The following is a 26,714-nucleotide window of genomic DNA, read 5'->3' on the forward strand; positions in this document are numbered from 1 at the left end:
CGCCCGCCGGGCCCCGCGCAGGCCCCGCCCCGCGCGCTCCCTCCGTCCCGGCCGCGCGGTCCGCATCGCGATCTGCCTCACCTCCGCGGCCGTGATGCTGACCAGCGGCGTCGGCTGGTGCGCGTACCACTGGCTGGACCGCGGCGTGAACACCTCCAGCGCCCTGGACGCCCTGCGCGACGGCGCGCCGCGGGGGCGCGGCGACGCGGTGAACCTGCTCCTGATCGGCCTCGACAGCCGCAAGGACATGAACGGCAACGACCTGCCCAAGGAGTTCGTCCAGGACGAACTGCACGCGGGCTCCAGCGACATCGGCGGCTACAACACCAACACCCTGATCCTCATGCACATCCCGGCGGGCGGCGGAAAGGTGACGGCCTTCTCGATACCGCGCGACGACTACGTCGAGATCGCGGGCGGCCGCGGGGAGCACAAGATCAAGGAGGCGTACGGGATCGCCAAGGCCGAGGCCGAGGAGAAGCTGTCCGCCCAAGGCGTCAAGGGCGCCGAGCTGGAGCACCGCGGCCGCGAAGCCGGGCGCGAGGCCACCCTGGCCACGGTCCAGCGCTTCCTCGGCGTGCCCATCGACCACTTCGCCGAGGTCAACCTGCTCGGCTTCTACGACATCGCCAAGGTGGTCCAGCCCGTCCAGGTCTGCCTCAAGCACCCCGTGCGCGACCGGTACTCCGGCGCGGACTTCCCCGCCGGACTGCAGGAGCTCGACGCCCGCCAGGCGCTGTCCTTCGTACGGCAGCGGCACGGCCTGGCCGGCGGCGACCTCGACCGCACCCACCGCCAGCAGGCGTTCCTGTCCTCGGTCACGCACAAGCTCAAGGAACAGGGCGTGTGGAGCGACTTCGGCAAGCTGCAGGGGCTGTTCGACGTGATCAAGAAGGACGTCGTCATCGACAACCGCTGGAACATCCTCGACTTCGCCCGTCAGGCGCCCAACCTCACCGGCGGCAACGCCGAGTTCCACACGCTGCCCATCGAGGGGTTCGCCACCCGCAAGGGAGAGGCCGTCAACCTCGTCGATCCGGAGAAGGTCAGGACTCTCGTCCAGGCGATGACCGGTCAGAAGGAGGGGCAGCGGGAAGGGCAGAAGGCAGGTCAGGGCGACGGCGCGCAGGTCGCCGGGCCGCAGCACCAGGGCGGCGGCTCAAGCGGTGGCGGCGGTGACGACTCCAAGGGCGGCGGCTCGGCCCCGGTGTCCCCCGACTCCTTCCAGGGCCCGCCGGTGAAGATGGGCGGCGTCCCCTGCGTCGACTGACCCTCCCCCGGGAGGCCGCCTCCCCGGGGAACGGGAGGCGGGCCTACGCCCTCCCCTTGGTGACGACGAGGATCCGCTCGTAGTGCTTCATCTCCTCGATGTCGCCCACGAACGGGCGGACCGCGGCGAAGAACGGCCGGAAGTGCGGCCCCTCCCGGAACCCCTGCTCGTGGTCGTGCACCGACGTCCACTCGATCCGCAGGACGAACCGCTCCGGCTCCTCCACCCCGTGCGCGAGCTCGTAGCCCAGGCACTGCGGGGCCGCGTACAGGTGCTCGGCAGCCGCCGCGTACGCCTTCTCGAAGGCGGCGCGCCGCTCGGGGTCGCCGATGCGGTAGCGGATGTACTCGACGGTCACGGGGCCTCCTCTTGCCGCGCCCTGCGGTCAGCTGTCGAAGCCGACATGCACATGGTCGTGATGGGTGTCGTCGGAGAAGAACGGCCGTCCCGGGCTCCCGCCGGACGGCAGGACCGGGCCTCCGACGTTGTACGAACCGGCGGCAGCGGCGTCGCGCATGAACGCCTCGATCAGCGCGCGCGGCGTCGCCCGGTCGACCACCGCCCGGTCGTCGATCCGCCACACGTCGAACGCCCGGCCCGGCGGGTGGTCGCTCGGCCGGTCGGTGCCGAAGACGTTCAGGGGATGGCCGGAGCGCACGACGCTGACGTCGAGGCGGTAGCGCTCCGCCAGCCGCAGCAGCACCCGGAGCACGCTCGCGTGCACGCCCCCGTTGCGGATGTCGGCCTCGGCGGCAGCGGGCAGCCGGATCCGGCGGTCGGCCAGCACCCGGCGCGCCGCCTCCGGCAGCGACCCGGCCGGGGGGCCGGGATCGGCCGGGTGGAGCTCGCCGACCGACCAGCGCGCTGCGGCCGTCGCGCCCCGTGCGAGTCGTACGTCCACCGTCGTACCGCTCGTCACCACGGGCCCGCCGCCCTCGCGCGTCCACTGCCGGCACACCACCAGCACGCTCGCGGAGCCGGCCAGGATCCCGCCGTACTGGGCGTCGACCACCTGGACGGCGGCCTCGTCGGCCCCGGAGAGCAGCGGGCCCGCCTGCCCGGCGAGCCCGGGCGGCAACCCGAGCGCCGCCACCCGCTCCCGCGCCTTCTCCGTGCCCCCGGCGCCGCGCCGCCAGGTGCCCAGGGCCTCGACCAGCTGTACGGCGCGCAGCTTCACATCCGGCCGGACGTCCGAGGGGTCGGGGCGCCAGGCCGCGGGGCGGGGGAGCGCGGCGGCCGGCGAAGGCGGGCTGCTGCCCATGGCGTTGCGCGGCGGCGCCGTCCCGCACGCGGACGCGCCGAGGGCGAGCCCCGCGGCTCCCGCCAGGACGGCCCGGCGGCGCATGCCCACGGGGCTCGTGGCGGCGGCTGCGGAGCGCGGGTCGCGGGGCATGCGCCGTCCCTCCTCCAGGCGTCCGGCTCCATATCCGGCTCCACCTCCGGATTCATGTCCGGGTCCGGCCCGGGCCGGGCGGCCGGCCGGGGCATGGCTCAAGTCTCGGGCCCGGCCGCGGGCGCCGCATCCGGCACTGCGCCACCCGGGAAATACGCTCGTGCAGGGGCGATTCACCGGCCCCCGGAACCCGGTCGCGGGGATCTTGCCCGCCCGCTCCGCCGTCGGCTACCGTCGATTGGTGCAAGGGGAAAGTATCTGAATGCGCGGCAGAAAAGACAGCATGGCGATAACCGGCTCCCGGCACTGGAGAGGCCTATGCCCGCCAGCCAGACCAGCCCCCCGTCCCCCACGACACAGCTGATCAGCGTCGTCCTCCCCTGTTACAACGAAGAGGCGGTCCTCGGCCGCACCCACGACCGCATCGCCCGCGCCCTGCGCCCCGTGGAAGGCGTGCGATACGAGGTCATCTACGTGGACGACGGCAGCGCCGACGCCACCTGGAATCTCATCCGGACGTTCACCCGGGAGTCCCCGATGGTGCGCGCGGTCCGGTTCAGCCGGAATTTCGGCCACCAGGCGGCCTGTCTCGGCGGTCTCAAGGAGGCCCGGGGGGATGCGGTCGTCCTCCTCGACGCCGATCTGCAGGACCCTCCCGAAATCATCCCGGAAATGGTGGCCCGCTGGCGCCAGGGCTGGCGCGTGGTGTCCGCGCGGCGCACCGCGAGACACGGCGAGAGCGTCTTCAAGAACTTATCGGCCTTCGCCTTCTACCGGATCCTGGACAGGCTCTCCGACCACCCCGTGGCATTCGACACCGGGGACTTCCGGCTCCTCGACCGGGAAGTGGTCGACCTGCTCACCGGGCTGACGGACCGGGAGCTCTTCCTGCGCGGCGCCGTCAGCTGGGCGGGCTTTCCCGAGACCGCGATCGAATACCAGCGGGAGCCGCGGGCCGCCGGCGCCTCCAAATACACCCTTCCCAAAATGCTCGCCCTCTCCCGCAGCGCCTTCCTCACCGGCGGCTCCGCCCTCCCGCTGCGGATTCCCCTCGGCACGGGCACGGCCGCGCTCGCCGCCGCGTTCGTCATGGCGCTGACCCGCCGGGGCCGGCCGAAGGCCCTGCCCCTCGCCCTGTTCGGCGCGCAGTCGCTGGCGGTCGGCGTCGTGGGGGAGTACCTCCACGCCGTCCTGCGGCAGGGGCAGGGCCGGCCCTCCTACGTGATCAGCGAACGGATACGGAGCACGATTCCCGGGGCCGTCCTCGCCTCGGTCGAGGAGGTCGCGTGATGCACACGGACGTCATCGTCGTCGGCGCCGGATTCACCGGCCTGTCCGCCGCCCTGGAGCTCGCGGAGCTCGGCCACTCCGTACGGCTCCTCGAACGCGACCCCGACATCGGCGGCCTCGCGGGCACCTTCACGGTCGGCGAGCGCCGCCTCGAACGCTTCTACCACCACTGGTTCGCCTCCGACGAGGAAATGCTCCGGCTGTGCGCCCGGCTCGGCATATCCGAGCTGATGGAACCCCACCTGACCCGCACCGGCATGTATTACGCCAACTCCGTCTACCGCCTGTCCAAACCCCTCGACCTGCTGCGCTTCGCCCCCCTGCCCCTCGTCGACCGGCTCCGGCTCGGCCTGCTGACCGTGCGCGCCCAGCGCGTGCGGGACTGGCGCCTGCTGGAGCACCGCACCGCCGAGGAGTGGCTCGTCTCCCTCGGCGGCCGCCGCGTGTACGACGTCGTCTGGCGGCCCCTGCTGGAGGGGAAGTTCGGCGACCACGCCGCGGAGGTCGGCGCCACCTGGATGTGGACCAAGCTGCACCTGCGCGGCGGCAGCCGCACCCGCTCCGGCAGCGAGACCCTCTACTACCTGCGCGGCGGCAGCGACGTCCTGCTCACCGCCCTGCGCAAACGCCTCGCCGACCACGGCGTCGACATCCGTACGGACACCGCGGTGCAGGCCGTCGTCACCGACGGGCGCCGGGTCACCGGCGTGCGCACCGGGGACGGGGAGTTCCACCCCGCACGCCGGGTCCTGCTCACCGTCGCCCCCGAGCCGGCCGCGGAGATGCTGGAGGAGCAGAGCGACACCCACCCCTGCGTGCCGCCCCTCCTCCGGCAGCTCCGCAGGATCCGCTACCTGGCCAATATCTGCCTGGTCCTGGAGAACAACCGCCCCCTCTCCGACACCTACTGGCTCAACGTCAACGACCCGTCCTTCCCCTACGTCGGGGTGATCGAGCACACCAACATGGACGAACCGGCCCGCTACGGCGGCCGGCACATCGTCTACCTCTCCAAGTACCTCCCGGCCGACGCCGAGCTGTACCGGATGGACGACGAGCAGGTGTTCGAGCACAGCCTGCCGTACCTGCGGCGGATGTTCCCCGGCTTCGACCGCAGCTGGGTCGACGCCCACCACGTGTGGCGCGCCGACCACGCCCAGCCCGTCATCACCCCCGGCTACACCCGCCTCATGCCCCCCGTGCAGAGCCGCGTCACCGGCCTCTACCTCGCCGGGATGGCCCAGGTCTTCCCCGAGGACCGCGGCACCAACTACGCCGTCCGGGACGGCCGCCGCGCCGGGCGCCTCATCGCCGACCGGCTGCGCACCGAACCCGGCGACCGGCACACCTCCCCCGAGGACACCCATGCCTGAGCACGAGGACGCCCATGCCTGAACTGATCTCGCTGGACCAGGCCGAACACCTCGGCATCGACCAGATCCACGCCCTCTACGAGAAGCACGTCAGCCGCAGCCAGGTCTCGCTCATCGGCTCCTTCGGCTTCGGCCGCGACCTCGTCGAGAGCGCCGAGGGGGCGTGGATCACCCTCCGCGACGGCCGGCGCATCCTCGACTTCACCGGCGGCATCGGCGTCCTCAACCACGGCCACAACCACCCGCGCATCCTCGCCGCCCGCGACCGCTTCCGGCAGCGCCGCCGCATGGAGGTCCACAAGAACTACTTCTCGCCCTACGTCGCCGCCCTCAGCCACAACCTGGCCGCGCTGCTCCCCGGCGACCTCGACATCTGCTACTTCCCCAACTCCGGGGCGGAGGCGGTCGAAGGGGCGGTGAAACTCGCGTACAAATACCACGGCGGGCGGCGCGGCACCGTCCTGCACACCGACATCGCCTTCCACGGCAAACTGCTCGGCGCCGGCAGCCTCACCGCCTCGCCCGAGATCCACTTCGAATTCCCCCGGATCCCCGGGACCGACTCCTTCGCCTTCGGCGACCTCGCCTCCTTCGAACTGGCCCTGGAACGCCACCGCGAGACCACCGGGCGCAGCGACGTGTACGCCGTCGTCCTCGAACCGTTCAGCGCCTCCGCCCTCCGCGAGAGCCCGCCCGCATTCCTGCGCGAGGTCCGGCGGCTGTGCACCGAGCAGGACATCGTCCTGGTCTTCGACGAGGTGTACACCGGGTGGGGCAAGACCGGCGAGCTCTTCCACTTCATGCGCTGCCCCGGCCTCGTCCCCGACGTCCTCACCATGTCGAAATCCTTCGGCGGCGGGAAATCCTCCATCTCCGGGTACGTGGCCCGTGAACCGGTCTTTCGCAGGGCCTACGACAATCTCAGCGACGCCACCTTGCACAGCACCACCTACTACGGATTCGGCGAGGAGACCGCCACCGCACTCGAAGCGGTCTCCGTGGCCGTCGAAGAGGACTTCCCCGGCCGCGCCCGTAAACTCGGCCGGCTGCTGTCCGCCGGTCTCGCCCGCATCGCCGAGCGCCACCCCCGCCTCGTGGCCTCCACCACCGGCCGCGGAGCCCTCCACGGCGTCTTCCTCCGGCCCGGCCCGGACGTCCCCGACCGCATCCGCGCCGCGCTCCCCGCGGCCGCCCGCGACCCCCAGGCCGTACCGAAGCTGCTCACCGCGGCCGTGATCGCCGCCCTGTACCGCGACCACGGGATCCTGACCTTCTTCGGCTCCAACCGCGACATCGCCCTCGTCGTCTCGCCGCCGCTGGTCGCCGGTGAGGAGGAGACGGCCGCCTTCCTGCAGGCGCTGGACGCCGTGCTCGCCAAGGGCGCGGCCCGGCTGCTGGCCGCATTCCTCAAGGAGAAGGTGACCGGATGATGCGCGGCGCACTGCGCGCGAGCGGCCTGCGCTCGTACTGGCTGCGGCAGTACGCCTGCCTGAGCGACCCGCGGGCCCGCACCGCCGCCGAGACCCACGTGACCGAGACCCTGAGCACCCTTCCGCTGCCCTACCGGGCCGGCTACGCCCTCGCCCTGCGCCTGCTGCCGGCGGCCTTCTTTCTGGTCTCCGGACGCGGGCTGCGCAGCGCCTCCGCCGCCGAGGGCCGCCGGGGCATGCAGCGGCTGGCCGCCCTGCCGGGCTTCGCGGACGTCGTACGGTCGGGCACTGCCCTCGCCCTGCTCGGCGCGCTCGACGGCCGCCCCGCAGCGCAGCCGCCCTCGCCCACGGGGGCGGGCCGGTGAGCCTCCGCTCCTTCCGCAAGGTGCCCACCTGCGACAACGACGTCCTCGTCGTGGGGTCCGGCGCCGGCGGCAGCGTCGTCGCCCGGGAACTGGCCGCCGCCGGGCGGCAGGTGACCGTCCTCGAAGAGGGCCCGCGCGTCGGCACCGACCGCATCGCCGCCGCCACACCCGCCGAGAACCTGCGCCGCCTCTACCGCCAGGGCGGCCTGACCCCGGTCTTCGGCACGCCCACCCTCGCCTACGGCGAAGGCCGCTGCGTCGGCGGCACCACCGTCGTCAACGGCGGACTGCTGTGGGACCCCCCGCCCGCCCTGCTCCACCGCTGGGCCGCGGAGTCCGGCATCGGCGGGTACCGCGCCGCCGACCTCGCCGGGCACCTCGCGGCCGTCGCGCGCCGCCTCGGGGTCGCCGCCCAGCCGCACGGGGACGGCAACCGCGACTCCCGGCTGCTCGCGGCCGGCGCCGAGCACCTCGGCTGGCGCTGGCAGCCCTCCCAGCGCGCCGTCCGCGGCTGCCTCCACCGCAACCGCTGCACCACCGGGTGCCCCAGCGGCGCCAAGCAGAGCATGGCCGTCAGCTACCTCCCGGAGGCCGAGTCCCTCGGCGCGCGCATCCTGCCCGGCACCCGCGTCCTGCGGGTCCTGCACCGGGACGGCGCGGTCCGCGGCGTCCTCGCGGCAGGGCCCGGCGGCCGGACCGTCGTCCACCGCGCCCGCGAGGTCTTCCTCGCCGCGGGCCCCCTGCAGACGCCCGCGCTCATGCAGCGCAGCCGCATCCACCGGGAGACGGCCGGGCGCGAGCTCTCCCTGCACGTCAACCTCCGCACCGTCGCCCGCTTCGGCGATCCCGTGCACGCCGACCGCGGCACCATCTTCACCGCACAGGTCCACCAGTTCGCCGACGACGGGGTGCTGATGATGCCGTCGAACGTCACCCGCGGCACGCTCGCCGCCGCCCTCGCGAGCCGCCCCCCGCAGCTCCTCGACCGGTTGCTCGCCGCCTTCGCCCTGCTCGGGTCGTACACCACGCAGGTCCGGCTGCAGGGCAAGGCCCGGCTGCGGGCCACGCCGGGCGGCCTGCTCCTGCGGCACGGCATGACGTCCGCCGACCACAGCCGGCTGCGCGAGGCGTTCCGGCGCACGAGCGAGGTGCTCTTCGCCGCAGGGGCACGGGAGCTCGTCCCGCCGGTGGCCACGGCCCGCCCCCTGCACACCCCCGCGGAGGCCGCGGAGTTCTGCCGCCGCGTCCGCCCCGCCGACTGGGAGCTGGTGTCCGTGCACGGCATGGCGTCCGCCCGCATGGGCCTGCCGGAACGCGGCGGCGTCTGCGACGGGCACGGCCGCCCCCACGGCTTCCGCGGGCTGCGGGTGTGCGACGCGAGCGTCCTGCCCGGCGTCACCGGCATCAGCCCGCAGGGCACCGTCATGGCGTTCGCCCACGAGATCGCCGAGCGCTTCCTGACCGCCGGGCCGGGGCGCCCATGACGGACCGGACCACGCGTGCCCCGGCACCCGCGCAGCAGGGCGGCGGGAGCCCCGCCCCGATGTTCACCCCGGCCGCCGTCGCCGCCTCCTGCGCCGGCTTCGTCCTCATCGGCGCGCTCCAGTCCCTCTACGGGCCCGCGATCCCCGCCCTGCGCGAGGAGTTCGGCCTGTCGCCCTCCGCCGCGGGGCTGGGGCTGAGCGCCCACTTCATCGGCGGCGTGACCGGCGTCCTGGTCTTCAACCGCGTCCACGGGCGGGCCGGGAACCGCCTGCTCCTGGGAGCCTCCTACGCGCTGATGGCCCTCGGCAGCGCCGCCTTCGCCTTCGCCCCGGCCTGGCCCGCCGCCCTGGTGGCCGCGCTCGTCGCCGGCCTCGGCTTCGGCGGCATCGACTACGGGCTCAACCAGCTGTTCGCCGTCGGCTTCGGCCGCCGCAGCACCGCCATGCTCAACGTCCTCAACGCCCACTTCGGCATCGGCGCGGTCGCCGGCCCCGCCCTGATCGGCCTGCTCGGGCCCGACCGCTACCCGGTGGTCTTCCTCGCCTTCGCCGCGCTCGCGGCCTCGCTCGTCCTCTTCCTGAAGGGAGTCGGCGACAAGGACCCGGCCGGCGCGGCCACCGGCCCCGGCGGCCCGCCGCCCGCACCCGGGCGGGCGGGCCGGGCGGTGCTGCTCCTGGGAGCGTTCGTCCTGCTGTACGTGGTGCACGTCGGCGTCGAGGCGGGCGTCGGCGGCTGGGAGCCCACCCACCTGGAAGCCGTCGGATACGGCACCGCCACGGCCGCCTCCGCCACCTCCGTCTACTGGCTGATGCTGACGGCCGGCCGGTTCCTGGTCGTACCGCTGGCCGTACGGTGGTCCGAGCCGCTGATCGTCGCCGTCAGCTGCGCCGGCATGACGGTCTGCGCGGCCGCGGCGGCCCTGCCGGGCCTCGCCCCCTACGCGTACGCGGGCGTGGGCCTGTTCATCGCGCCGGTCTTCCCCACCGCCCTGCCGTGGCTGGGCCGCACCGTGCCCACCGCCCGCCGTGCCGCGGCCTATGTGATCGCCGCGTCGATGGTGGGCGGCGTCGCCGCGGGACCCGCGCTGGGCAGGGCGATCGAGCTGTCGGGGGTGCGTGCGGTTCCGGTGGTGCTGTGCGGCATGACGGCGCTCTGCCTGCTGGCCGCGCTGTGGCTCGCCCGGGCGACCCGCCCGCCACGGCCGGACCCTCCGCTCGCCCGTGCGAGTGATATATAGCCGACCGGTGACGGTGTAGAGCCGCGGCCGGCCCCGCGGCGCGCGACGATGCCGGGGCGGGGGTTTCGTACGGATCCACCCCGGCCCAGAACCGTTTCCCCTTGCGTGGAGGTGCCGTGTACACCACCGAGCCAGTCGCCGATACCCTTGCCCCGTCTCCCCAGGAGGACCAGCTGGCCGAGGACTACGCCAGCGTCCTCGGCACCCTCTCCCGCATCGACGAGGCGGTGCGCGAAGGCGCCTGGCAAGGCGTGCGCGACGAACTCGACCAGCTCATCAGCGCCGCCGAGGACATGTGGTCGACCCTGTCCGACCCCGACCCCAGCGCCGATGACGAGGACGCCGACCGGCGCCGCTTCCCGGTGACGGCCGACCCCGCCACGGTCCGCCGCCTGGTCACCACCTACGCCGAGCCCTATCCGCTCGGCCGCCTCCTCTACCCCTCGAACGGCGCCACCCCGCCCGAGCTGCGGCCCCGGCCCGCCGCCGAGGACCCCGCACTCCACGACGCCCGGCCGGAGGCATGGACCTGACCCACGGCATTTCCGGCGACGGCGGCCCACGGGCCGCCGTCGCTGCATTTAAAAACTTTTTGCCGATGCGAAACCCTTTGCGGCATAATGGCGATTCTCCCCCCACCGCATCGACCACTTCCTTTATTTCTGTGTGAGGGCTCCTGCCCCATGGGCGTCTTTCTGCGTGCCCTGCGTGCACTCGTTCTGCTCGCGGGTTTCTATCTCCTGTGCTTCGTCGTGCTCGGCGTCTTCGCCGGAATCGGTGCCGCCGCTTATTGGCGGGGTGTTAACCCCCTCGCCCTCAAAGTCACCGTCGTCCTCGCGCTGCTGGCGTTCCCCGTCGTCCGGGGAATGCTGCTCTTCCGCACGCCCAAGGACGACGGCGAGGACGGAATGCCCGTCAGCGAGGCTCAGCAGCCCCGGCTGTGGGCCGCCGTGCGCGAGGTGGCCGGCGCCGCCGGCACCCGCATGCCCGACGAGATCCTCCTCACCGGCGACGTCAACGCCGCCGTCACCGAGAACGCCCGCATGCTCGGGCTGCTGCCCGGCCGCCGCCGGCTCTACCTCGGCACACCCCTGATGACCGGCCTCGACGAGGCCCAGCTGCGGGCCGTCCTCGCCCACGAGTTCGGCCACTACGGCCACGCCGACACCCGCCTCTCCGCCATCACCGCCCGCGGCCGCCATGCCATCGCCCGTACCGTGAACGCCTTCACGGAGAAGGCCGAACAGCAGGCCGAGAAGGAGCGGGCGCGGCAGGAGAAGGCCGCGGCCAAGGCCCTGCGCAAGGGCCGCAAGCCCAAGGAGATCGACACCTCCGGAGCCGGCCGCACCTACCGGTGGATGGGCAAGCTCTTCATCGCCTACGGCCTGTTCGCCCTGCGGGCCACCCGCAGCGACGCCCGCCGCCAGGAGCTCGCCGCCGACCGGCTCGCCGTGCACATCGCCGGCCGCGACGCCACCGCCTCCGCCCTGCGCGAGACCGCGGTCCTCGCCGCCGCCCACGACTTCTACCTCCGCGGCTACGCCACCTGCGGCGCACCCGCCGGCCTCCTGCCCCCGTACGGCCAGTTCTACGGCGGCCTGGCCCGGCTGCTCGCCGAGCCCGCCCGCCAGGAAGAGCTCGACAAGCTGCGCCACGATCTCCCCGCGGAGGAGCCCTCCCCCTACGACGCGCACCCGCCGACCGGCGAGCGGATCCGCCTCATCGCGGCCCTTCCCGACGACGGCCGCGGCCGGTTCCCCGCCGGGCCCGCCCTGGCTCTCCTGCACGAACCCGAGCGCGTCCTCGCCGAGCTCGAAGCGGCCACCCTCACCCAGGAGGCCCTGCACATGCGCCGCGCGGACTGGCCCGAGCTCGTCCACCTGGGCATCCGCGCCGGCCACGAGGCCGATGCGGAACCGCTGCGGCACGCCGTCGCCCGGGTCACCGGCGGTCACACCGGCCTCCACGCACTCCTGGACGCCGCCGACCGCGGCGCCCTGTGGCAGATAGCCGACGGCCTGCCCAAGTCGCGCACGGCCGAGCGGGCGAGCGGCCGGGCCGCACGCGAATTCCTGCGCCCCGCCCTGCTCGACTCCCTCTCCAGCCTCGTACTGCTGGAGCTCGTCGACGCCCGGATGGCCTGGTGGGAGATGTCCTGGGCCGAGAGCGCCCGGCTGCGCCTGCCCGACGGGTACGACACCTGGCTGCAGCCGGCCCTGGAGGCGCTCGTCGCCGACGTCCCGGACACCGCACCGCTGCGCCGGCTGCTGCCGCATGCCTCGCCCGCCTGACGCCCCGTCGGCCACCCACCCCCCACCCCCCTTCTCATGAATCGAGCCGAACCCCCGTGGCGCGACTGCTGCCCCTCCTCGTCATAGCCCTCGGCCTCTTCTTCTGGTACAGATCCCGCAGGAACGCCGCCGCCCGGCCCGGGGGCGCCGCGGGCGCCGCTTCCTCCTCACCGGGCCTGTCCAAGGAGGCCGCCGCCCTCGGGTTCCTCCCGCAGGACCGGCAGGACGCCGAGCGGCTGATGCGCGATCCGCAGATCGACGGCGCACGGGAAGCGGCGGAGCGCGGCGCATGGGAGCCCGCCGCCCGGGCCCTGGCCGCCGCCGGGCGGGACTGGGAGCGCCGCACGGCGCTCGTCATCGCCCTCGCCAACGTGGCGGCGGAAGAGGACGCCTGGCTGACGGCCTGGCAGACCGCGCACCCGGGCGACCCCGGCGCCGCCGCCGTCCGTGCCCGCTCCACCGTCTTCCTCGCCTGGGAGCTGCGGGGCGGCAGTTCGGCGAAGGAGACCAGCGCCGAGCAGTTCGAGGGCTTCCACCGCGTGCTGCTGCGGGCCCGCGAGGACATCGCGCGGGCCATGGAGCTGGACGCCGAGGATCCGTCCCCGTACGTCTCCGACCTCTGGGCAGGGCTCGGCCTCGGCTACCCGCACGCGTACGTCGACGAGCTGTGGGCGGAGATCACCACCCGGGCGCCGTTCCACTTCGAGGCGCACTACGGCGCCCTGCAGTACTGGTGCGCGAAGTGGCACGGCTCGGCGGAGCTCGCCCGCGACTTCGCGGACAAGGCCGCCTCCGGCGCCCCGGCCGGCACCTTGCTGCCGGCCCTGCGGCTGATCGCCTTCTTCGAACACCTGGACAGGCCGCTGGCCGCCAGGCACTACCGCACCCCGGAGGTCACGGCCATGGTCGACGCCGTGCTCGCCGACCTCCCGGCCGTCCGGCCCGACCACCCGCGCCTCGCGGAGGTCCGCCACCTGCTCGCCTTCTTCCTGGTGCAGCAGAAGCGCCATGCGGAAGCCCTCGAACAATTCCGTCTGGTCGACGGATGCGTCGGCGCCATGCCCTGGAAGTACTTCGGCGACGCCGCAAAGCTCTACTGCGATTACCGTGAACGAGCCGTTCAGGGCGCCCGGTAGTCACACGCCGTTCAACCGGGGCGCATCCTCCTCCACCCCGGCAAACCCCCGGCACAACCGAATAAAGAAGCAGAGCCCAATCCGTTTCCGGTCTTGCGCAGCGTGAACTCCCCGCTGCTGTCGGCCACTTGACGGATTGGGCTCTGTTGTCTTGCCGCTGCCCGGTTTACTGGGGAACGCTCGGAACCCAGCCGGTCGGGGGCGCTGCAGCGCACCGCAATGGATCTGGAGGAGAAATGACGACAGCGCCGTACGGGCGGGAAGAACTCCCCTTAGGCCGGGACGGTGTTCTGCCGGCCGTTCTCAAGCCGGGCGACGGAGTGCAGCGGCTCTGGGGGCAGGGATCCCTGGTCACCGTGAAGCTCACGGCCGAACAGACCGGGGGCGCGATGGGAATGACGCATTTCGCGGCGACGCTCGGCGAGCGCTCCCCGAGCCACATCCACACGCTGGAGGACGAGATCTTCATGATCAGGAGCGGCGGCGTGCGCGCCACGGTGGGCGACCGCACCGAACTCCTCGAAGGCGGCAGCGTGCTCTTCCTGCCGCGCGGAATTCCGCATTCGTATCTGGTGGAGAGCGAGACGGCCGACCTGTACGTACTCACCTGCCCCGGCGGATTCGAGCGCTTCTTCCTGGAAGGCGGATACCCCGTGCACCTGGGGGCCGAGGCACCGGTGGGCGATCGCTGGTCCGTCGAGCGCACCCAGGAGGTCGCGGAGAAGCTCGGACTCGGCATCACCTGGGACACCTGACCGGCGCAATCACTGGTACCGCACAGAGAGAACAACCATGGGCATGCTGAACAGACGAACCATGCTGACCGGCACCGCCGCCGCCGTGGCGGGTGCCGCCGTGACACAGACGGGCCTTGCGCCCACCCGGGCCGCCGCAGCGGGCACCGGCGCCGGGGCGGAGGCCGGCGCGGGTGCACCTCCGGCGGTCACCGTCCTGCCCGACGACCCGCGCTACGCGGACCTGGTCGTCGGCAACAACACCCGGTGGGTGGGCCGTCCCGAATCCGTGCGCATCGTCCACACCACCGAACAGGTCGTCCAGACCGTGCAGGAGGCGGTCCGCGCAGGCAAACGCCTGTCCATACGCGGCGGCGGCCACTGCTACGCGGACTTCGTCTACAACCCCGACGTCCGCATCGTCATCGACATGACCACGATGGACCAGGTCACCTACGACGAGCAGCGCAAGGCCTTCTGTGTCGAGGCCGGGGCCACGCTGCTGCACGTCTACGAATCCCTGTACAAGGGCTGGGGGGTGGCCCTGCCCGGCGGCATGTGCTATTCCGTGGGCGTCGGGGGTCACATCAGCGGCGGTGGCTACGGGATGCTCTCGCGCAAGCACGGCCTCACAGTCGACCACCTCTACGCCATAGAGGTCGTCGTCGTCGGCGCCGACGGCACGGCGCGGGCCGTGGTGGCGACGCGCGAGGCCGGCGACCCCCACCGTGACCTGTGGTGGGCGCACACCGGCGGGGGCGGCGGCAACTTCGGCGTGATCACCCGCTACTGGTTCCGCACCCCGGGCGCGAGCGGCACCGACCCCTCGAAGCAGCTGATGCACCCGCCGAAGGACGTGTTCGTCAGTGCCGTCGCCCTGCCCTGGAACAAGCTCGACAAGGCGCGCTTCACCACGCTGGTGAAGAACTTCGGGACCTGGCACGAGAAGAACGGCAGCCCCGACTCGCCCTACGCGTCGCTGTGCAGCTTCCTGATGATCAACCACAAGGCGAACAACACCATCGGGCTGCTCACCCAGATGGACGCCGGCGTCCCCGACGCCGAGAAGCTCATCAACGCCTATGTCGCCTCCATCACCTCCGCCCTGGGCATCAAGCCCGAGCCGCTGACCGCCGCCGTCGGCGAACAGGGACCGATGCCCGACTTCTTCACCCCCCAGCGGGTGCCGTGGCTGACCTCGGTCCGCTTCCTGGGCACCAACAACCCCACGCTCACCAACCCCACCCTGCGGGGCATCCACAAGTCGGCGTATCTGCGCAAGGGCTTCAACGACGCCCAGATCGCCTCGATGTACAAGCACCTGACCCGCACCGACCTGCAGAACCCCAACTCCATGGTGGTCCTGCTCTCCTACGGCGGGAAGATCAACACCGTGCGCTCCGGCGACACGGCCTCCGCCCAGCGCGACTCCCTCTTCAAGGGCCTCTTCCAGAGCTTCTGGCCCGACAAGAAGCAGGACCCCCAGAACCTGGCCTGGACCCGGGAGATCTACACCGAGGTCTTCGCCTCCACCGGCGGCTACCCCGTCCCCGGGCCGGCCGCCGACGGCTGCTACATCAACTACCCCGACAGCGACATCGCCGACCCGCAGCAGAACAAGTCGGGCGTGCCCTGGTACACGCTCTACTACAAGGACAACTACCCGCGCCTGCAGCGGGTGAAGGCCGCGTACGACCCGCGGAACACCTTCCGGCACTCGCAGTCGATCGCCCTGCCCAAGTCCTGACACCCGCCCAAGTCCTGACCACTTCTACGGCCTGACCCCGTCCACGTCCTGACCCGGCCCGGGAATCCCGGGCCGGCCCCCGGAAGAACCCAGTCGGAGGAGAAGCAGATGACCGCACAGTTCGAAGGCAAGGTCGCCCTCGTCACCGGGGCGGGCTCGGGCATAGGCCGGGCCAGTGCCCTGGCCTTCGCACGGCAGGGCGCCACCGTCGTCGCCGTCGACGTCGCGCTGGAGCCCGCCGCGGAGACCGTACGGCTCATCGAGGAGGAGGGCGGCAAGGCCAGCGCCGTCGCCGCCGACGTCACCAGCGCCACGGACGTCGAGGCGATGGTCGCCACGGCGGTGTCCCGCCACGGCGGCCTGCACATCGCGCACAACAACGCCGGGCTCTTCGCCCGCCCGACGCCCCTGGCCGACACCGACCTCGCCTCCTGGCACCGGCTCCTGGGCGTCAACCTCACCGGCGTGATGCTGTCGATGAAGTACGAGATCGCCCATATGCGCGAGCACGGCGGCGGTGTGATCGTCAACGCCTCGTCCAACATCGGCTTCCACGGCCGCCGCCCCGGCATGGCCGCCTACGTGGCCTCCAAGGCGGGCGTCAGCGCGCTGACGCGCGTGGCCGCGCTGGACCACATCAAGGACGGCATCCGCATCAACGCCGTCAGCCCCGGCGCCTCGAACACCGCCATGTCCTTCCGCCCCGGCGAGACCGAGGCCGACCGCAACGCGCGGGTGGCCGGGACGGTGCCGATCGGGCGCGTGGCCGAGACGGAGGAGATCGTGGCGGCGGTGCAGTGGCTCGCCTCGGACGCGGCGAGCTTCGTGGTCGGCCACGACCTGGTGGCGGACGGCGGCATGACGGCCTGACCTCTCCTTCCCGGGGTGCGGGGCGCTCACCCCGCGCCCCGGGACGCTGCACGTCTCACCACCTCGTGCCGCTCGGCAGCGCGGTGGTGCCGGGCCCGCCGGGCAGGCTCCGGCGGGCCTCGCCGAGGAGCTCCTCGGTGATCTCGTACGTCGCGGAGGCGTACAGGCCTCGGGCACGCCTGGCGGGGTCGGGGTGAGGATTGCGGTACAGCTGCACCGAGAGGTCGCGCAGCTGCAGCATGGCCGGGACCGCGGCCTGCAGCACCGCCGGATCCCGGGTGAACGCGGCCTCCAGCACCCACAGCAGCCGGGCGTACGCCGCGTTGAAGCGCTCGGCGGCGCGCCGCACCGCGCTGCCCGGTGGATAGTGCGTGACCTTGGCCTCGGGGTCGATGGGGTAGGCGTCCTCCCAGCTGACGTCGAGGGCCGGGCCGGTCGGCCCGGAGGCCGGGGTGTCGTGCGGGCCGTAGCTGCGCCGCCGGCGGATCTCGTCGAACCGGAAGTAGTGCGCGGGCTCGCGGGCCTCGCCGAACAGCTGGTCGTCGGTGTTGTAGACGGTGCGGCTCACGCCTTCGCCCTGCTCGGTGATCACGCGCAGGGCCTTGAGGGCGGAGGCCAGCCCGGTCACGGGGAAGACCTCGCCGCCGGAGTTGTAGAAGTCCTCCGGGCCCACCTGGCGCCGGGGGTCGCCGTTGAACAGCCCGGCCTCGCCCAGCTCCTCAGCCAGCCGGACCAGACCCGTGCGGATGGTGTTGTAGAACTGGCCGATGGACGTCCAGCCGGTGTCGCCGGCCACGGAGGGGTGACCGGGCGGCTCCGCCACGTACTCCGGCCGCTCGATGTACAAGAAGGTGTCCAGCGCGGCGGTCCCGAAGTGGCGCAGGGCGACCGGGATCCTGTCCCGGCTGTAGGGGAGCAGGGCCGGATAGCCGGTGACGAACCGGGAGTGGGCCACCAGGGGCTTGCCGCCGACGGCGTTGAGGAGATTGGCGACCAGCGTCATGTGCAGCATCTCTTCGAGCACGACGGCCCGGATCGCATAGAAGGCGGTCCGGTTGGTGCCGGGCCGCAGGGTGTACATAGCCGTCAGATAGGGCGGGATGGTGAGGTGTTCCAGCGTCAGCGCGGCCTGCAGGAAGACGTGCAGGTCGGCGCGGTCGCGCGGGACCCGGAACGGCGGCTCCTCGACCCGGGCGGGCACGGCCGCCGGGCCGGCGAGGGCGTCGGGCGGCGGGGGAAGGGTGCTCATGCCGGGCCCTCCGTCCGGCCGTCGCCGACGGGTTCGGGTGACAGGGGCCCTACGGCGGCGGGCCGGTGAGCCTCCGTCAGGTCGCGGTGGATGCGCTCGCTGCTGCGCAGGGCGAGGGCGGCCATGGTCAGCGAGGGGTTGGACGTGCCCATCGAGGGCATGCTGCCGCAGCCCACGGCGTAGAGGTTGGGGTGGTCCCAGCAGCGCTGCCACGCATCGACCACGGAGGTGCCGCGGGAGGCGCCCATGATGTGCGTACCGCCGCCGTGCCCGGCGCCGTTGAAGGCGAACCCGCGGCCCTCGAAGCGGAAGTAGCCGGGGGAGAGGGGGCCGGGCTCGTACGCGGTGCGGTCCTCGGCTCCCAGCAGGCGGAAGATCTCCTCGGAGACGGACCTCGCCGCGGCCATGCCGCGCTTGACCCGCTCGGAGAGGTCGTAGGTGATGACGGGGCGCGGATTGCCGAGCCGGTCGGGATGGCGGCGGTCGACGGTGACCCTGTTGCGCTCCTCGGCCTCCTGCTCCATCAGGAACTGCACGGAGACCTGCCGGCCGATCTCCTCGCCCAGCGCCGTGCGCAGCCGGGCCCCGAAGACGCCCTTGGCCCGCGGCTGCGCGGGCCCGGCCCCGATGCCCAGCAGCCGGGCCACGTCACTGCCCGGAGAGCCCGCGGGCCAGCCCCATCCCCAGTTGCTGATCTCGATGCGGAAGGGCGCCCGCTCGCGCCGGGCGGGCCCGGTGCGGAAGCTCTCCAGACCCGAGGTGGACGCGGGCCCGCGGAATGGTCCGACCGGGTGGCGCGCCAGCCCCCAGCCGAGCAGGACCGGGTGGTCCATCAGGTTCCGCCCGACCTGGTCGCTGTGGCCGGCGAGCCGGGAGACGAGGAGCAGCCTGGCGTTCTCGATCGCGTGTGCGGCCAGGACGACGACGTCGGCCTCGGCCGTCCGGGTGGTGGCGACGGGTGCCGCCGGGTCCTCGTACTCCTGGTACTCGACGCCGAGGGCGCGGCCGTTGCCGTCGGCGAGGACGCGGCCGACGACGGCGTGGGTGAGGAGGCGGACCCGCCGGCGGTCCCACGTGGCCTGGGTCTTGAGCGGGGTGTACTTGGCCTGCACCGGGCAGATCGGCACGCAGGAGGCGTTGCCCACGCAGCGCTCCCCGTAGTTGGGCAGGCCTGCCGCGCCGGCGGGGCGGTAACCGCGGCCGCCGTCGTAGCGCCGGTCGGGGGTGCTGTTGCGGGCGTGGGGCGTGCCGGTGACGCGCAGGGTGGTGCCCGGGGCACCGGGGGCCTCCCGGACCGTGGCACCGTCGAGCCGGGCGGCGAAGACGTCGTCGACGTAGCTGCGGGGGATCGCGTGCATCGGGTAGACGTAGCCGTCGGGGAAGGGGAGGCCGACGGCGGCGGCCTGCTCGGCGGCGTCGCCCGCGACGCCGAGGGCCCGTTCGGCCGCGCGGTAGTGGGGCTCCAGGTCGTCGTAGCCGAGGGGCCAGTCGCGGCCGTAGCCGTAGGTCCGGCGGGTCCTGAAGTCCTCGGGGTGCATGCGCGGCGTCAGCCCGAGCCAGTGCAGGACGGTGCCGCCGCGGGCGCGCAGGTAGTCGGTGGAGTAGGGCAGGGGGCCGTTCTGGACGAAGTAGCCGCGGGCCCGGTAGCCGCCGGCGGGGAGGCCGGTCACGTCGAGGACGTCGGGAGAGGGGGCCGCGGCGTTGGGCCGGTAGGGGGAGTTGGGCACCTTGGCCAGGGCGCCGTAGAAGGTGTCGAGGGCGTCGAGGTGGCCGGGCCAGCCGTCTAAGGTGCCGGTGCCGGCCTCCAGGACGAGGACGCGCCAGCCCTTGTCCCCCAGCTCCTTGGCGATCAGCGAGCCGGACAGGCCGGCGCCGACCACGATGACGTCGTACCGCCCGCGGCCGTGGCGCGGTGCCGGGCTCATGCGCCGCCTCCTCGCGGACCGGGGAGGCCGGGGGCGCCGGCGCCCGCCCGGGCGACGGCCGGGGCGCCGGGCGGCGGATCGGCCCAGGTGCCGAAGCCGGGAGGCTTGGCGCCCGCGGGGTGCCCGTGGAACGTGCGCCACACCAGGCCCTCCGTATAGGCCTCGGGGGAGACGGTGAAGGCGGCATTGGCCTGCTGCCGGCCGAGGGCGGTGTGGACGGAGGCGGCGAGCTGCGGCCACACGCCGAGATACCAGGTGTGGGCGAGGGCGCGGGCGATGTCGCGCGCGATCTCGTCGGCGATGCCGTCCGGGTCGCCGCCGGCGGCGGCGAGGGCGTCGAGGAGGCGGCCGAGGGCGGCGTCCCCGACCTGCTCCCGTGCGGTGTCGTGGTAGAGCTCGGCCATGCCGGTGGCGTGCAGCTCGAAGGCGTCGAAGCCGGTCAGGGCGGCCGAGGCGGTGAGGAAGTCGTCGAGGGAAGGTGCGGGCGTGCTCGTCTTCGGTGTCATCCGGGACCACCCATCCGTGGGACCTGACGCATGTCTATCGGAGACTCCACGGTGAGTGAAGGGGAAACAAATCACCTTCACTCGTATGAGTGTTCGGCGGAACGGGGATGCGGACGGCCCCCGCGCTCGGGGTGCGGGGGCCGTGGGACCGCGGAGCGGAGGGGTTCTCCGGGTCCGCTCAGGTGCCGGGCTTACGGCCGTAGACGAAGACGTCGTCGCCGTTGCCCAGCATGGACCAGTACTTCTTGGCGTCGGCGATACGCATGTTCACGCAGCCGTGCGAGCCGGGCGGCGACCAGACGCTGCCGTCGATGGCGTGGAAGGCCTGCCCGCCGTCGAAGAACTGCGCGTAGGGCATCCGTACCTTGTAGATCGTCGACCAGTGGTCGGCCGAGCGCCAGTAGATCTTCTTCGCGCCGGTCCGCGTCTCGTAGCCGTCGCGCCCGGTGCGCACCGGCACGGGGCCGAACTTCAGGGCCTTGCCGTCCTGTATCCAGCTGATCTGGCGGGTGAGGTCGACGCAGGCTATCCGGCCCTTGTCCACCGGGCACTTCCCCTCGGCGTTGGGGTCCCGCCGGGTGATCTCCTCCTGCATCACCCCCCAGGTGATCGGCCCCGCGAAGCCGATGTTCGGAGTGATGCCGTGACCGGTCTGGAAGTCCTGGATCGCCTTGCAGTCGGCGGGCGACTGCTGTCCGTCGACCGGTCTGCCCAGGAACTTCTCGGCCTCCTTCTGATACGGCCCGGTCCTGGTCGTACAGGCGGGGGCCGCCTCGGCGGACCCGCCTATCGCCACCGTCAGCGGCGCGGCCAGCCCGAGGGCGCCCAGCAGCACCCCGAGCCGGCGTGCCGTTACCGGCCGCGCCGTCTTCTTCCTGCTACGTGTTCCCATATGACGTAAGACTGATAGCACCGGCCGGTGGTTGCAGCCGGGACCGAGGGGGCTGCGGGGCCACGGGAGGGTCCGCCGCCCTCCCGGACGGCGGTCCCCCGAACGGAGCAGCGGGCGCTAGGAGATGGAGGCGCCCGTGGGGATCGCGTTCAGGGCGACGGGGGACACGCTGACGATCTTGTTCCAATCGAAGTAATACTTGTCCATCGCGGCCGGGCTGGTGATCCACCGCTTGACCCCGTTGCTCACGAGATACACCGCCGGTCCGTCGGGCGATTTCGCGAGAATGGCGCCGTCGGACAGCTGGCCGCCGTCGTCGATGCTGCCGATGTCGATGACGGACTGAATTCCGTTCCAGTTCCTGAACAGGTTGTTGTACGTGGCCGGGTTGGGGATCCAGCGCCGTTGCCCGTCGAGGATCAGATACACGGCCGGACTGTTCACCCCTTTCAGCCGGGCGCCGTTGAGTTCGGGGTGCCTTCCGCGGAGCTGCGCGGCGCCGGAATCCTGCGCCACGGCCCTTTCTGACGCGGTGTCGGACGCCGCCTGGGCCGCGGGTGCGACCGCGAGGCCGGAGACGGAGGCGGCCACGAGGGCCAGGGCAGCGAACCACGAGCGTCTGGACATATTTCCTCCAACCGTGGACGGAAGCGGGGAAAGAGCTCAACTCGCCGGTAATCCCGTACCTTTTGCCTGCCGGCCAACCCTTGCGGCGCCGTGCCCGCTTGTCAATGTCCGCTCATTTTTCGGTGCGGACGGCCAGCGATTCTCCGCCACCGGTGCGCCTGGCCCCCATCCGCCCGCGATCGGCGGAAGATGGCAAGGGCATTCCGGATCCACCCCCCAGGAATACCCGATTCCGGCGGCGGCGCGGAAAGGAGAGAGTTCTTGCGGAGTTATCCCGCGCTTCTCTTCGCCCTGCTCGCCGCGGTCGGCAACGCCCTGGCGACCGTCCTGCAACGCCGCGCCGCCCGGACCGTTCCCCTCGCCCGGCTCCGGGCGGCCGTCACCCGGACGGCGTAGGCCTCACCGCATCCGCCGTCCGGGTGATCCGGCCGCCTGCCGGGGACGCCGTCGCGAGGGTGCCCGGGTGCTCAGCGGTTGCGCGGGGTGAGCTCCGCCATCGCGGACCAGCCGTTGCCGGGGGCCTCGGTGCTGATGATCTGCGGCGTGGTGGCGATGGCCTCCGCCATCGTGTCCATGGCGGTCTTGAAATGCACGGAGTTCACGTGCGCGTCCCCGGCCTCACGGGAGGCGAAGCCCTCCACCAGGACGAACTGGCTGGGGTTGTCGACGCTCCTGGACCACTCGAAGAAGAGGTTGCCCGGCTCGTCACGGGTGGCCCGGGTGAAGTCGCCGACGAGCTCGAGCCACTTGTCGGTGTACTCGGGGCGGACGGTCATCTTGACGACGATGAAGATCATGGAGGCTCCTGTCGTAATGCGGGCGTCGTATCGGGGGCACCGGTACCCGGCCGGTCCCGGTCCCTGCCGACGGCGGCGGGCCGGAGCGCCCGCGCCGGTGACCACGGTGGCGGAGGCGGGGGTGCCCGGCGAAACAGGGACGACAGCGATTCCGGCCCTCCCGGAAAATTGCACCCCGGCGGCGGCGGGACGGCCAGTCGGACGGGGGTGAACACCCCGCCCGGCCGGCCGCCCGCCGTGCGGGCCACGAGCCCGTACGGCAGGGTGTCCTACGCGGCGGGACGGTCCACGGGCGCCGGGAGGGTGTGCGCGTCCGTCGGCCGGGTCTGCGCGGGAGCGCCGAGCTCCTCCGCACCCTCGGGGACGGGCACCGAGGCGAAGATCGCGTCCTGCTGCTCCTGGAGCTCGCGGGCGCGCTCGGGCGAGGTACTGGGCAGCCGCTGCTCCTCGTACAGCTTGTGCGTCGCCTCCTGGGCCCACTTGCTCGACGGGGTGTGGAACTGCACCTCGAAGGTGTGGCCGGAGCGCGGATCGCGCCAGGCCGAGTTGATGCCCTTGTAACCGTGCTTGCGGCCCCAGGTGTTGGACCACTTGACGCTGTCGTTGCCCCAGAGCGCCAGCGCGGAGGAGGCGATGGCGACGCCCCGGCTGTAGCTGCCGTCCGGCCACTGGAGGGTGTAGCGGACGGAGTCGTTGATCTTGGCCAGGGTGGCGTCCACGGTCTGCCCGGGCGTCTCCTCCATGGCGGTGGCGACCTTGCGCTTGAGCGAGTCCGGCGACTTCAGCCGGTGATCGAAACCGATCAGCCCGGCGTGGCTGATGCGCGCCACGGCCTGCATCTCGGGGCTGACCGTCCGCTCGGCGGACCGGGCACGGGCGAGGAACGCGTCGACCTTCTTGTTGTCCGCGGGGTTGAGGGAGAGGCCGTCACCCTGCCATCCGCCGTCGTCGTCGCGGGGCGGCTTCGCCTCGGCCGGCTTGCCGGCGAACGCCTGGTGCGCCCCCGTCCGGCCGTCGGCCAGGGCGCCCGGCACGGATCCGACGCTCAGGGCGGCGGCCAGCGCCGCGGCGACCGCGAGTCGGGAGGCGATGCGGTTGTTGATCATCCGTGTGATTCGTCCTTCGGCACGTGAGGTGTGATCCGGCGACACATACAACCGGTGTGGCGCCGCACCGGTCACTGGACCCGCGGCCACCCGGGCCGCTTTTGGCCGGATGGCGCGGCTGCGGGGCGGAAAAGCGGGCTGCGGCCGTGTGCAGAGGGGGGCATGGCCAGTTATCCGGTCGCGAACCGTCAGCTCATATGCCTGTCGTACGGCCGTCTGGGCTGTGCGGGTGATCGAAGGGGTGTGTTGGGCGGAATCATCTGATGATCGCTCAGATGCATTGTTACGTTTTGCGGACTAATAACCCCTTTGGTGGTGGTTCCGGCGGCGGGGGAGCGGGTGGTGGTTGTGGTGGTGGGTGGAGTGCAGGTGTCGGGGCGCGGTGTGGTCGCCGGCGAGGGCGCCGGTGGCGGAGGCGCCGTGCCGGGGCCCGCGGGGGAACGGGGCGTCGTGGCTCCTCCCGTGGGCCCGGGCCCGGGCGGCACCTACGACTACGAGGGGTTCAGCCGGCTGGCGGGAGCGATGGAGGAGCCGCCGCGGGGGACGTACCAGGTGGGCTACCGGCGGCTGCAGGGCCGGGCGGGGGCGGTGAGCGTATGGGTGGGACTCCTGGTGGCGCTGGCGCCGTTGATGGCGGCAGGGGTGCTCGTGTGGCTGGTGTGGCCGGGGCACTGGGTGGTGCGGGGCGGATGGCTGGGGGCGGCGGACGGGGTGATGCTGGCGTCGGTGGGCCTGGTCGAGGTGTTCCGCGTGGTGAACGTGGTCTCGGTGGCACACGCCTCCTGGGCGGCCCGCGATCCGGTGCCGGTGCGGGCGCAGCCGGGCGCCCGGGTGGCCTTCTGCACGACGTTCGTGCCGGGGAAGGAGCCCCTCGCCATGGTGTCGGCGACCCTGGAGGGGGCGGTCCGGGTCGGCTACGACGGTCTGGTGGACGTATGGCTGCTGGACGAGGGGGACGATCCGGGGGCGCGGGCGCTGTGCGGGCGGCTGGGAGTGCGGCACTTCTCCCGGAAGGGCGTGGCACGGTACAACCGCCCCTCGGGGAAGTTCCGGGCCCGCACGAAGCACGGCAACTACAACGCCTGGCTGGACGCGCACGGCCACGGCTACGACTTCGTGGCGTGCGTGGACACCGACCACGTGCCGCTGCCGAACTTCCTGGAGCGCATGCTGGGGTATTTCCGTGACCCGGACGTGGCGTTCGTGGTGGGGCCGCAGGTGTACGGGAACTACTCGGCCCGGGTGACGAAGGCGGCGGAGAGCCAGCAGTTCCTGTTCCACGCGCTGGTGCAGCGGGCGGGCAACCGCTACGGCTCGCCGATGTTCGTGGGGACGTCCAACTGCCTTCGGGTGAGCGTGCTGCAGCAGATCGGCGGGTTCTACGACTCGATCACCGAGGACATGGCCACGGGCCTGGAGATCCACCGGCGGAAGAACCCGGCGACGGGCCGCCGCTGGCGCTCGGTCTACACCCCCGACGTCCTGGCGGTGGGGGAGGGCCCGTCCTCCTGGACGGATTTCTTCTCGCAGCAGCTGCGCTGGTCGCGGGGCACGTTCGAGACCCTCCTGCGGCAGTTCGGGCGGGCCATGTGGACCCTGTCCCCGGGCCGCCTGTGGAACTACAGCCTGCTGGTCGCCTACTACCCCATGTCCGCCATGACCTGGGTCCTCGGCGGCGTCTCCTGTTTCCTCTTCCTCGGCCTCGGGGCCTCGGGGATCAACGTGCCCTCCCAGGTGTGGCTGATGCTCTACGGCGATGCGGCCGTGCTGCAAATCTGCCTGTACGTCATCAACCGCCGCCACAACGTCAGCCCGCACGAGCCGGAAGGCTCCTCCGGCGTGGCCGGGATGGTGATGTCGGCGGTGTCGGCGCCGCTGTACGCCCGGGCGCTGGGACAGGCGCTGCTGCGACGGCGCTCGGGCTTCGTGGTGACGCCGAAGGGCGCCTCGGTGTCGGGGGACTGCGCGGCGACCTTCCGCACGCACCTGTGGTGGGCGTGTGTCTTCGGGGTGTGCCTGGCGGCGTCGGTGGTGCTGGGGCATGCGTCGACGGCCATGCGGGTGTGGGCCTGCCTCGCGCTGTTCACGGCGCTGGGGCCGGTGGGGGTGTGGCTGGCCGGCCGGGTGCGGGGGCAGTGGCCGAGCGGCCGGGGCACCGGCAGCGGCACCGGTGGGGCGGCCATCTCGCGGCCCCGCACCCGGCACAGCACCGTCTGACCCGGATCGCCGCGGGGCCGCGGGGCCCGGCCGGAAGGCACCGCCCAGGAGGCAGGACCGAAGGGGGCGGAACCGAAGGGGACAAGACCGAGGGAGGCAGGACCATGGGTACCGACACCGCACCCGGCCCGATGCGCGTACTCGTGCTCGGCGCGTCGCTGCGCAAGGACTCGCTCAACGCCCGGCTGGCCTCGCTCGTGGCCCGCCTGGTCCGGGACGAGGCCGGCGCGGACGTCGACCACGCCCACATGGACGAGTTCTCCATGCCGCTCTACAACGGCGACACCGAGGCCGGCGAGGGCCTGCCGCCCGGAGCGCTCGCGCTGCGCGACCGCCTGGCCGCGTGCGAGGCCCTGGTGATCTCCTCGCCCGAGTACAACGCCTCGATGCCCGGCGGGCTGAAGAACGCCATCGACTGGGTCTCCCGCGTCCAGCCCCAGCCGTTCAAGGACAAGCACGCCCTGCTGGTCTCCGCGTCACCGTCCCTGGTCGGCGGCAACCGCGGGCTGTGGGCGCTGCGGGTTCCGCTCGAACACCTGGGGACGCGCGTCTACCCCGACATGTTCAGCCTCGCCAGGGCGCACGAGGGCTTCACCGCGGACGGTGACCTCTCCGACGGCGGGCTCCACGCGCGGCTGGTGGAATCGGTGACGGCGTTCCTGCGGCTGGTCGAGGCGGACACGCGCTACGTCTGCCTGCGCCGGCGCTGGTACGAGTTCCTCGGCGACTGCACGGACGCGCCGGTCACCCAGCGGGCCCAGGACTGACGAGCCG

General features: G+C 72.7%; 25 protein-coding genes. 16 read left to right on the forward strand and 9 right to left on the reverse strand.

Annotation, left to right across the window (positions count from 1 at the left end):
- A partial coding sequence (locus IE241_RS27320) for an LCP family protein (protein ID WP_373300777.1) occupies positions 1–1,270 on the forward strand: 1,270 nt, incomplete at its 5' end.
- A 43-nt stretch (positions 1,271–1,313) separates the two neighbouring features.
- On the opposite strand, the gene IE241_RS27325 is transcribed toward IE241_RS27320, so the two are convergent.
- Together IE241_RS27325 and IE241_RS27330 are read right to left on the reverse strand one after the other, a co-directional pair.
- Positions 1,314–1,628: a putative quinol monooxygenase gene (locus tag IE241_RS27325; protein ID WP_190024518.1), complete on the reverse strand. Its 315-nt coding sequence runs from the start codon at positions 1,626–1,628 to the stop codon at positions 1,314–1,316.
- Between the two features lie 27 nt (positions 1,629–1,655).
- Positions 1,656–2,663 (reverse strand): hypothetical protein, encoded by a 1,008-nt coding sequence (locus IE241_RS27330; protein WP_190024519.1) that lies wholly within the window; start codon positions 2,661–2,663, stop codon positions 1,656–1,658.
- A gap of 318 nt (positions 2,664–2,981) precedes the next feature.
- Between IE241_RS27330 and IE241_RS27335 the strand changes: the two genes are divergently transcribed.
- The 12 genes from IE241_RS27335 to IE241_RS27390 all read left to right on the forward strand — a co-directional run bounded on the left by IE241_RS27335 (position 2,982) and on the right by IE241_RS27390 (position 16,621).
- On the forward strand, positions 2,982–3,953 hold the full coding sequence (locus tag IE241_RS27335) for a glycosyltransferase family 2 protein (protein ID WP_190024520.1): 972 nt from the start codon (positions 2,982–2,984) through the stop codon (positions 3,951–3,953).
- Entirely contained in the window at positions 3,953–5,326 is a 1,374-nt protein-coding gene (locus IE241_RS27340) for an NAD(P)/FAD-dependent oxidoreductase (RefSeq protein WP_190024652.1), read from the forward strand. Before IE241_RS27335 ends, IE241_RS27340 begins: the two co-directional genes overlap by 1 nt.
- Positions 5,327–5,340: 14 nt before the next feature.
- A complete protein-coding gene (locus IE241_RS27345) occupies positions 5,341–6,756 on the forward strand; it encodes an aspartate aminotransferase family protein (RefSeq protein ID WP_190024521.1) in 1,416 nt (471 codons plus the stop codon).
- Entirely contained in the window at positions 6,753–7,121 is a 369-nt protein-coding gene (locus IE241_RS27350) for a hypothetical protein (RefSeq protein ID WP_190024522.1), read from the forward strand. Before IE241_RS27345 ends, IE241_RS27350 begins: the two co-directional genes overlap by 4 nt.
- On the forward strand, positions 7,118–8,605 hold the full coding sequence (locus IE241_RS27355) for an FAD-dependent oxidoreductase (protein ID WP_190024523.1): 1,488 nt from the start codon (positions 7,118–7,120) through the stop codon (positions 8,603–8,605). The genes IE241_RS27350 and IE241_RS27355 overlap by 4 nt, the downstream gene beginning before the upstream one ends.
- Positions 8,602–9,843, forward strand: a complete 1,242-nt coding sequence (locus IE241_RS27360; RefSeq protein WP_373300778.1) for an MFS transporter — start codon at positions 8,602–8,604, stop codon at positions 9,841–9,843. Before IE241_RS27355 ends, IE241_RS27360 begins: the two co-directional genes overlap by 4 nt.
- 116 nt (positions 9,844–9,959) lie before the next feature.
- Complete coding sequence (locus tag IE241_RS27365; protein WP_190024524.1) at positions 9,960–10,376, forward strand: hypothetical protein; 417 nt, start codon at positions 9,960–9,962, stop codon at positions 10,374–10,376.
- A 150-nt stretch (positions 10,377–10,526) separates the two neighbouring features.
- Positions 10,527–12,134, forward strand: a complete 1,608-nt coding sequence (locus tag IE241_RS27370; protein ID WP_190024525.1) for a M48 family metalloprotease — start codon at positions 10,527–10,529, stop codon at positions 12,132–12,134.
- 56 nt (positions 12,135–12,190) lie between these two features.
- The gene (locus IE241_RS27375) at positions 12,191–13,270 is read left to right on the forward strand and encodes a hypothetical protein (RefSeq protein ID WP_190024526.1); all 1,080 of its coding nucleotides are present in this window, start codon (positions 12,191–12,193) and stop codon (positions 13,268–13,270) included.
- A gap of 236 nt (positions 13,271–13,506) precedes the next feature.
- Positions 13,507–14,025 carry a cupin domain-containing protein gene (locus IE241_RS27380; RefSeq protein ID WP_229899888.1) on the forward strand — a complete coding sequence of 173 codons (519 nt, stop codon included), beginning with the start codon at positions 13,507–13,509 and terminating at the stop codon, positions 14,023–14,025.
- Between the two features lie 37 nt (positions 14,026–14,062).
- Positions 14,063–15,751 (forward strand): FAD-binding oxidoreductase, encoded by a 1,689-nt coding sequence (locus IE241_RS27385; RefSeq protein WP_190024527.1) that lies wholly within the window; start codon positions 14,063–14,065, stop codon positions 15,749–15,751.
- A 108-nt stretch (positions 15,752–15,859) separates the two neighbouring features.
- Positions 15,860–16,621: an SDR family NAD(P)-dependent oxidoreductase gene (locus IE241_RS27390; protein ID WP_190024528.1), complete on the forward strand. Its 762-nt coding sequence runs from the start codon at positions 15,860–15,862 to the stop codon at positions 16,619–16,621.
- A 55-nt stretch (positions 16,622–16,676) separates the two neighbouring features.
- On the opposite strand, the gene IE241_RS27395 is transcribed toward IE241_RS27390, so the two are convergent.
- The 5 genes from IE241_RS27395 to IE241_RS27415 form a co-directional block, all read right to left on the reverse strand.
- Entirely contained in the window at positions 16,677–17,870 is a 1,194-nt protein-coding gene (locus tag IE241_RS27395) for a ferritin-like domain-containing protein (protein ID WP_190024529.1), read from the reverse strand.
- A complete protein-coding gene (locus IE241_RS27400; RefSeq protein WP_190024530.1) occupies positions 17,867–19,795 on the reverse strand; it encodes a GMC family oxidoreductase in 1,929 nt (642 codons plus the stop codon). Before IE241_RS27400 ends, IE241_RS27395 begins: the two co-directional genes overlap by 4 nt.
- Positions 19,792–20,301 carry a hypothetical protein gene (locus IE241_RS27405; RefSeq protein ID WP_190024531.1) on the reverse strand — a complete coding sequence of 170 codons (510 nt, stop codon included), beginning with the start codon at positions 20,299–20,301 and terminating at the stop codon, positions 19,792–19,794. The genes IE241_RS27400 and IE241_RS27405 overlap by 4 nt, the downstream gene beginning before the upstream one ends.
- Positions 20,302–20,479: 178 nt before the next feature.
- On the reverse strand, positions 20,480–21,193 hold the full coding sequence (locus tag IE241_RS27410; protein WP_190024532.1) for a L,D-transpeptidase family protein: 714 nt from the start codon (positions 21,191–21,193) through the stop codon (positions 20,480–20,482).
- A gap of 117 nt (positions 21,194–21,310) precedes the next feature.
- Positions 21,311–21,784, reverse strand: a complete 474-nt coding sequence (locus IE241_RS27415) for a hypothetical protein (RefSeq protein WP_190024533.1) — start codon at positions 21,782–21,784, stop codon at positions 21,311–21,313.
- A 297-nt stretch (positions 21,785–22,081) separates the two neighbouring features.
- Between IE241_RS27415 and IE241_RS34695 the strand changes: the two genes are divergently transcribed.
- The gene (locus tag IE241_RS34695) at positions 22,082–22,216 is read left to right on the forward strand and encodes a hypothetical protein (RefSeq protein ID WP_268254436.1); all 135 of its coding nucleotides are present in this window, start codon (positions 22,082–22,084) and stop codon (positions 22,214–22,216) included.
- Between the two features lie 71 nt (positions 22,217–22,287).
- On the opposite strand, the gene IE241_RS27420 is transcribed toward IE241_RS34695, so the two are convergent.
- Together IE241_RS27420 and IE241_RS27425 are read right to left on the reverse strand one after the other, a co-directional pair.
- Positions 22,288–22,617, reverse strand: a complete 330-nt coding sequence (locus tag IE241_RS27420; RefSeq protein ID WP_058041714.1) for a putative quinol monooxygenase — start codon at positions 22,615–22,617, stop codon at positions 22,288–22,290.
- A gap of 269 nt (positions 22,618–22,886) precedes the next feature.
- A complete protein-coding gene (locus tag IE241_RS27425) occupies positions 22,887–23,723 on the reverse strand; it encodes an ATP nucleotide 3'-pyrophosphokinase (protein WP_190024534.1) in 837 nt (278 codons plus the stop codon).
- A gap of 342 nt (positions 23,724–24,065) precedes the next feature.
- Here IE241_RS27425 and IE241_RS27430 point away from each other — a divergent pair, with 342 nt between their 5' ends.
- Positions 24,066–25,940, forward strand: coding sequence for a glycosyltransferase family 2 protein (locus IE241_RS27430; protein WP_444545156.1), 1,875 nt, complete (start codon positions 24,066–24,068; stop codon positions 25,938–25,940).
- 104 nt (positions 25,941–26,044) lie between these two features.
- Complete coding sequence (locus IE241_RS27435) at positions 26,045–26,707, forward strand: NADPH-dependent FMN reductase (RefSeq protein WP_190024535.1); 663 nt, start codon at positions 26,045–26,047, stop codon at positions 26,705–26,707.
- Positions 26,708–26,714: the final 7 nt, after the last annotated feature.

This window comes from Streptomyces hiroshimensis, from assembly GCF_014650335.1.
GTDB lineage: Bacteria > Actinomycetota > Actinomycetes > Streptomycetales > Streptomycetaceae > Streptomyces > Streptomyces hiroshimensis.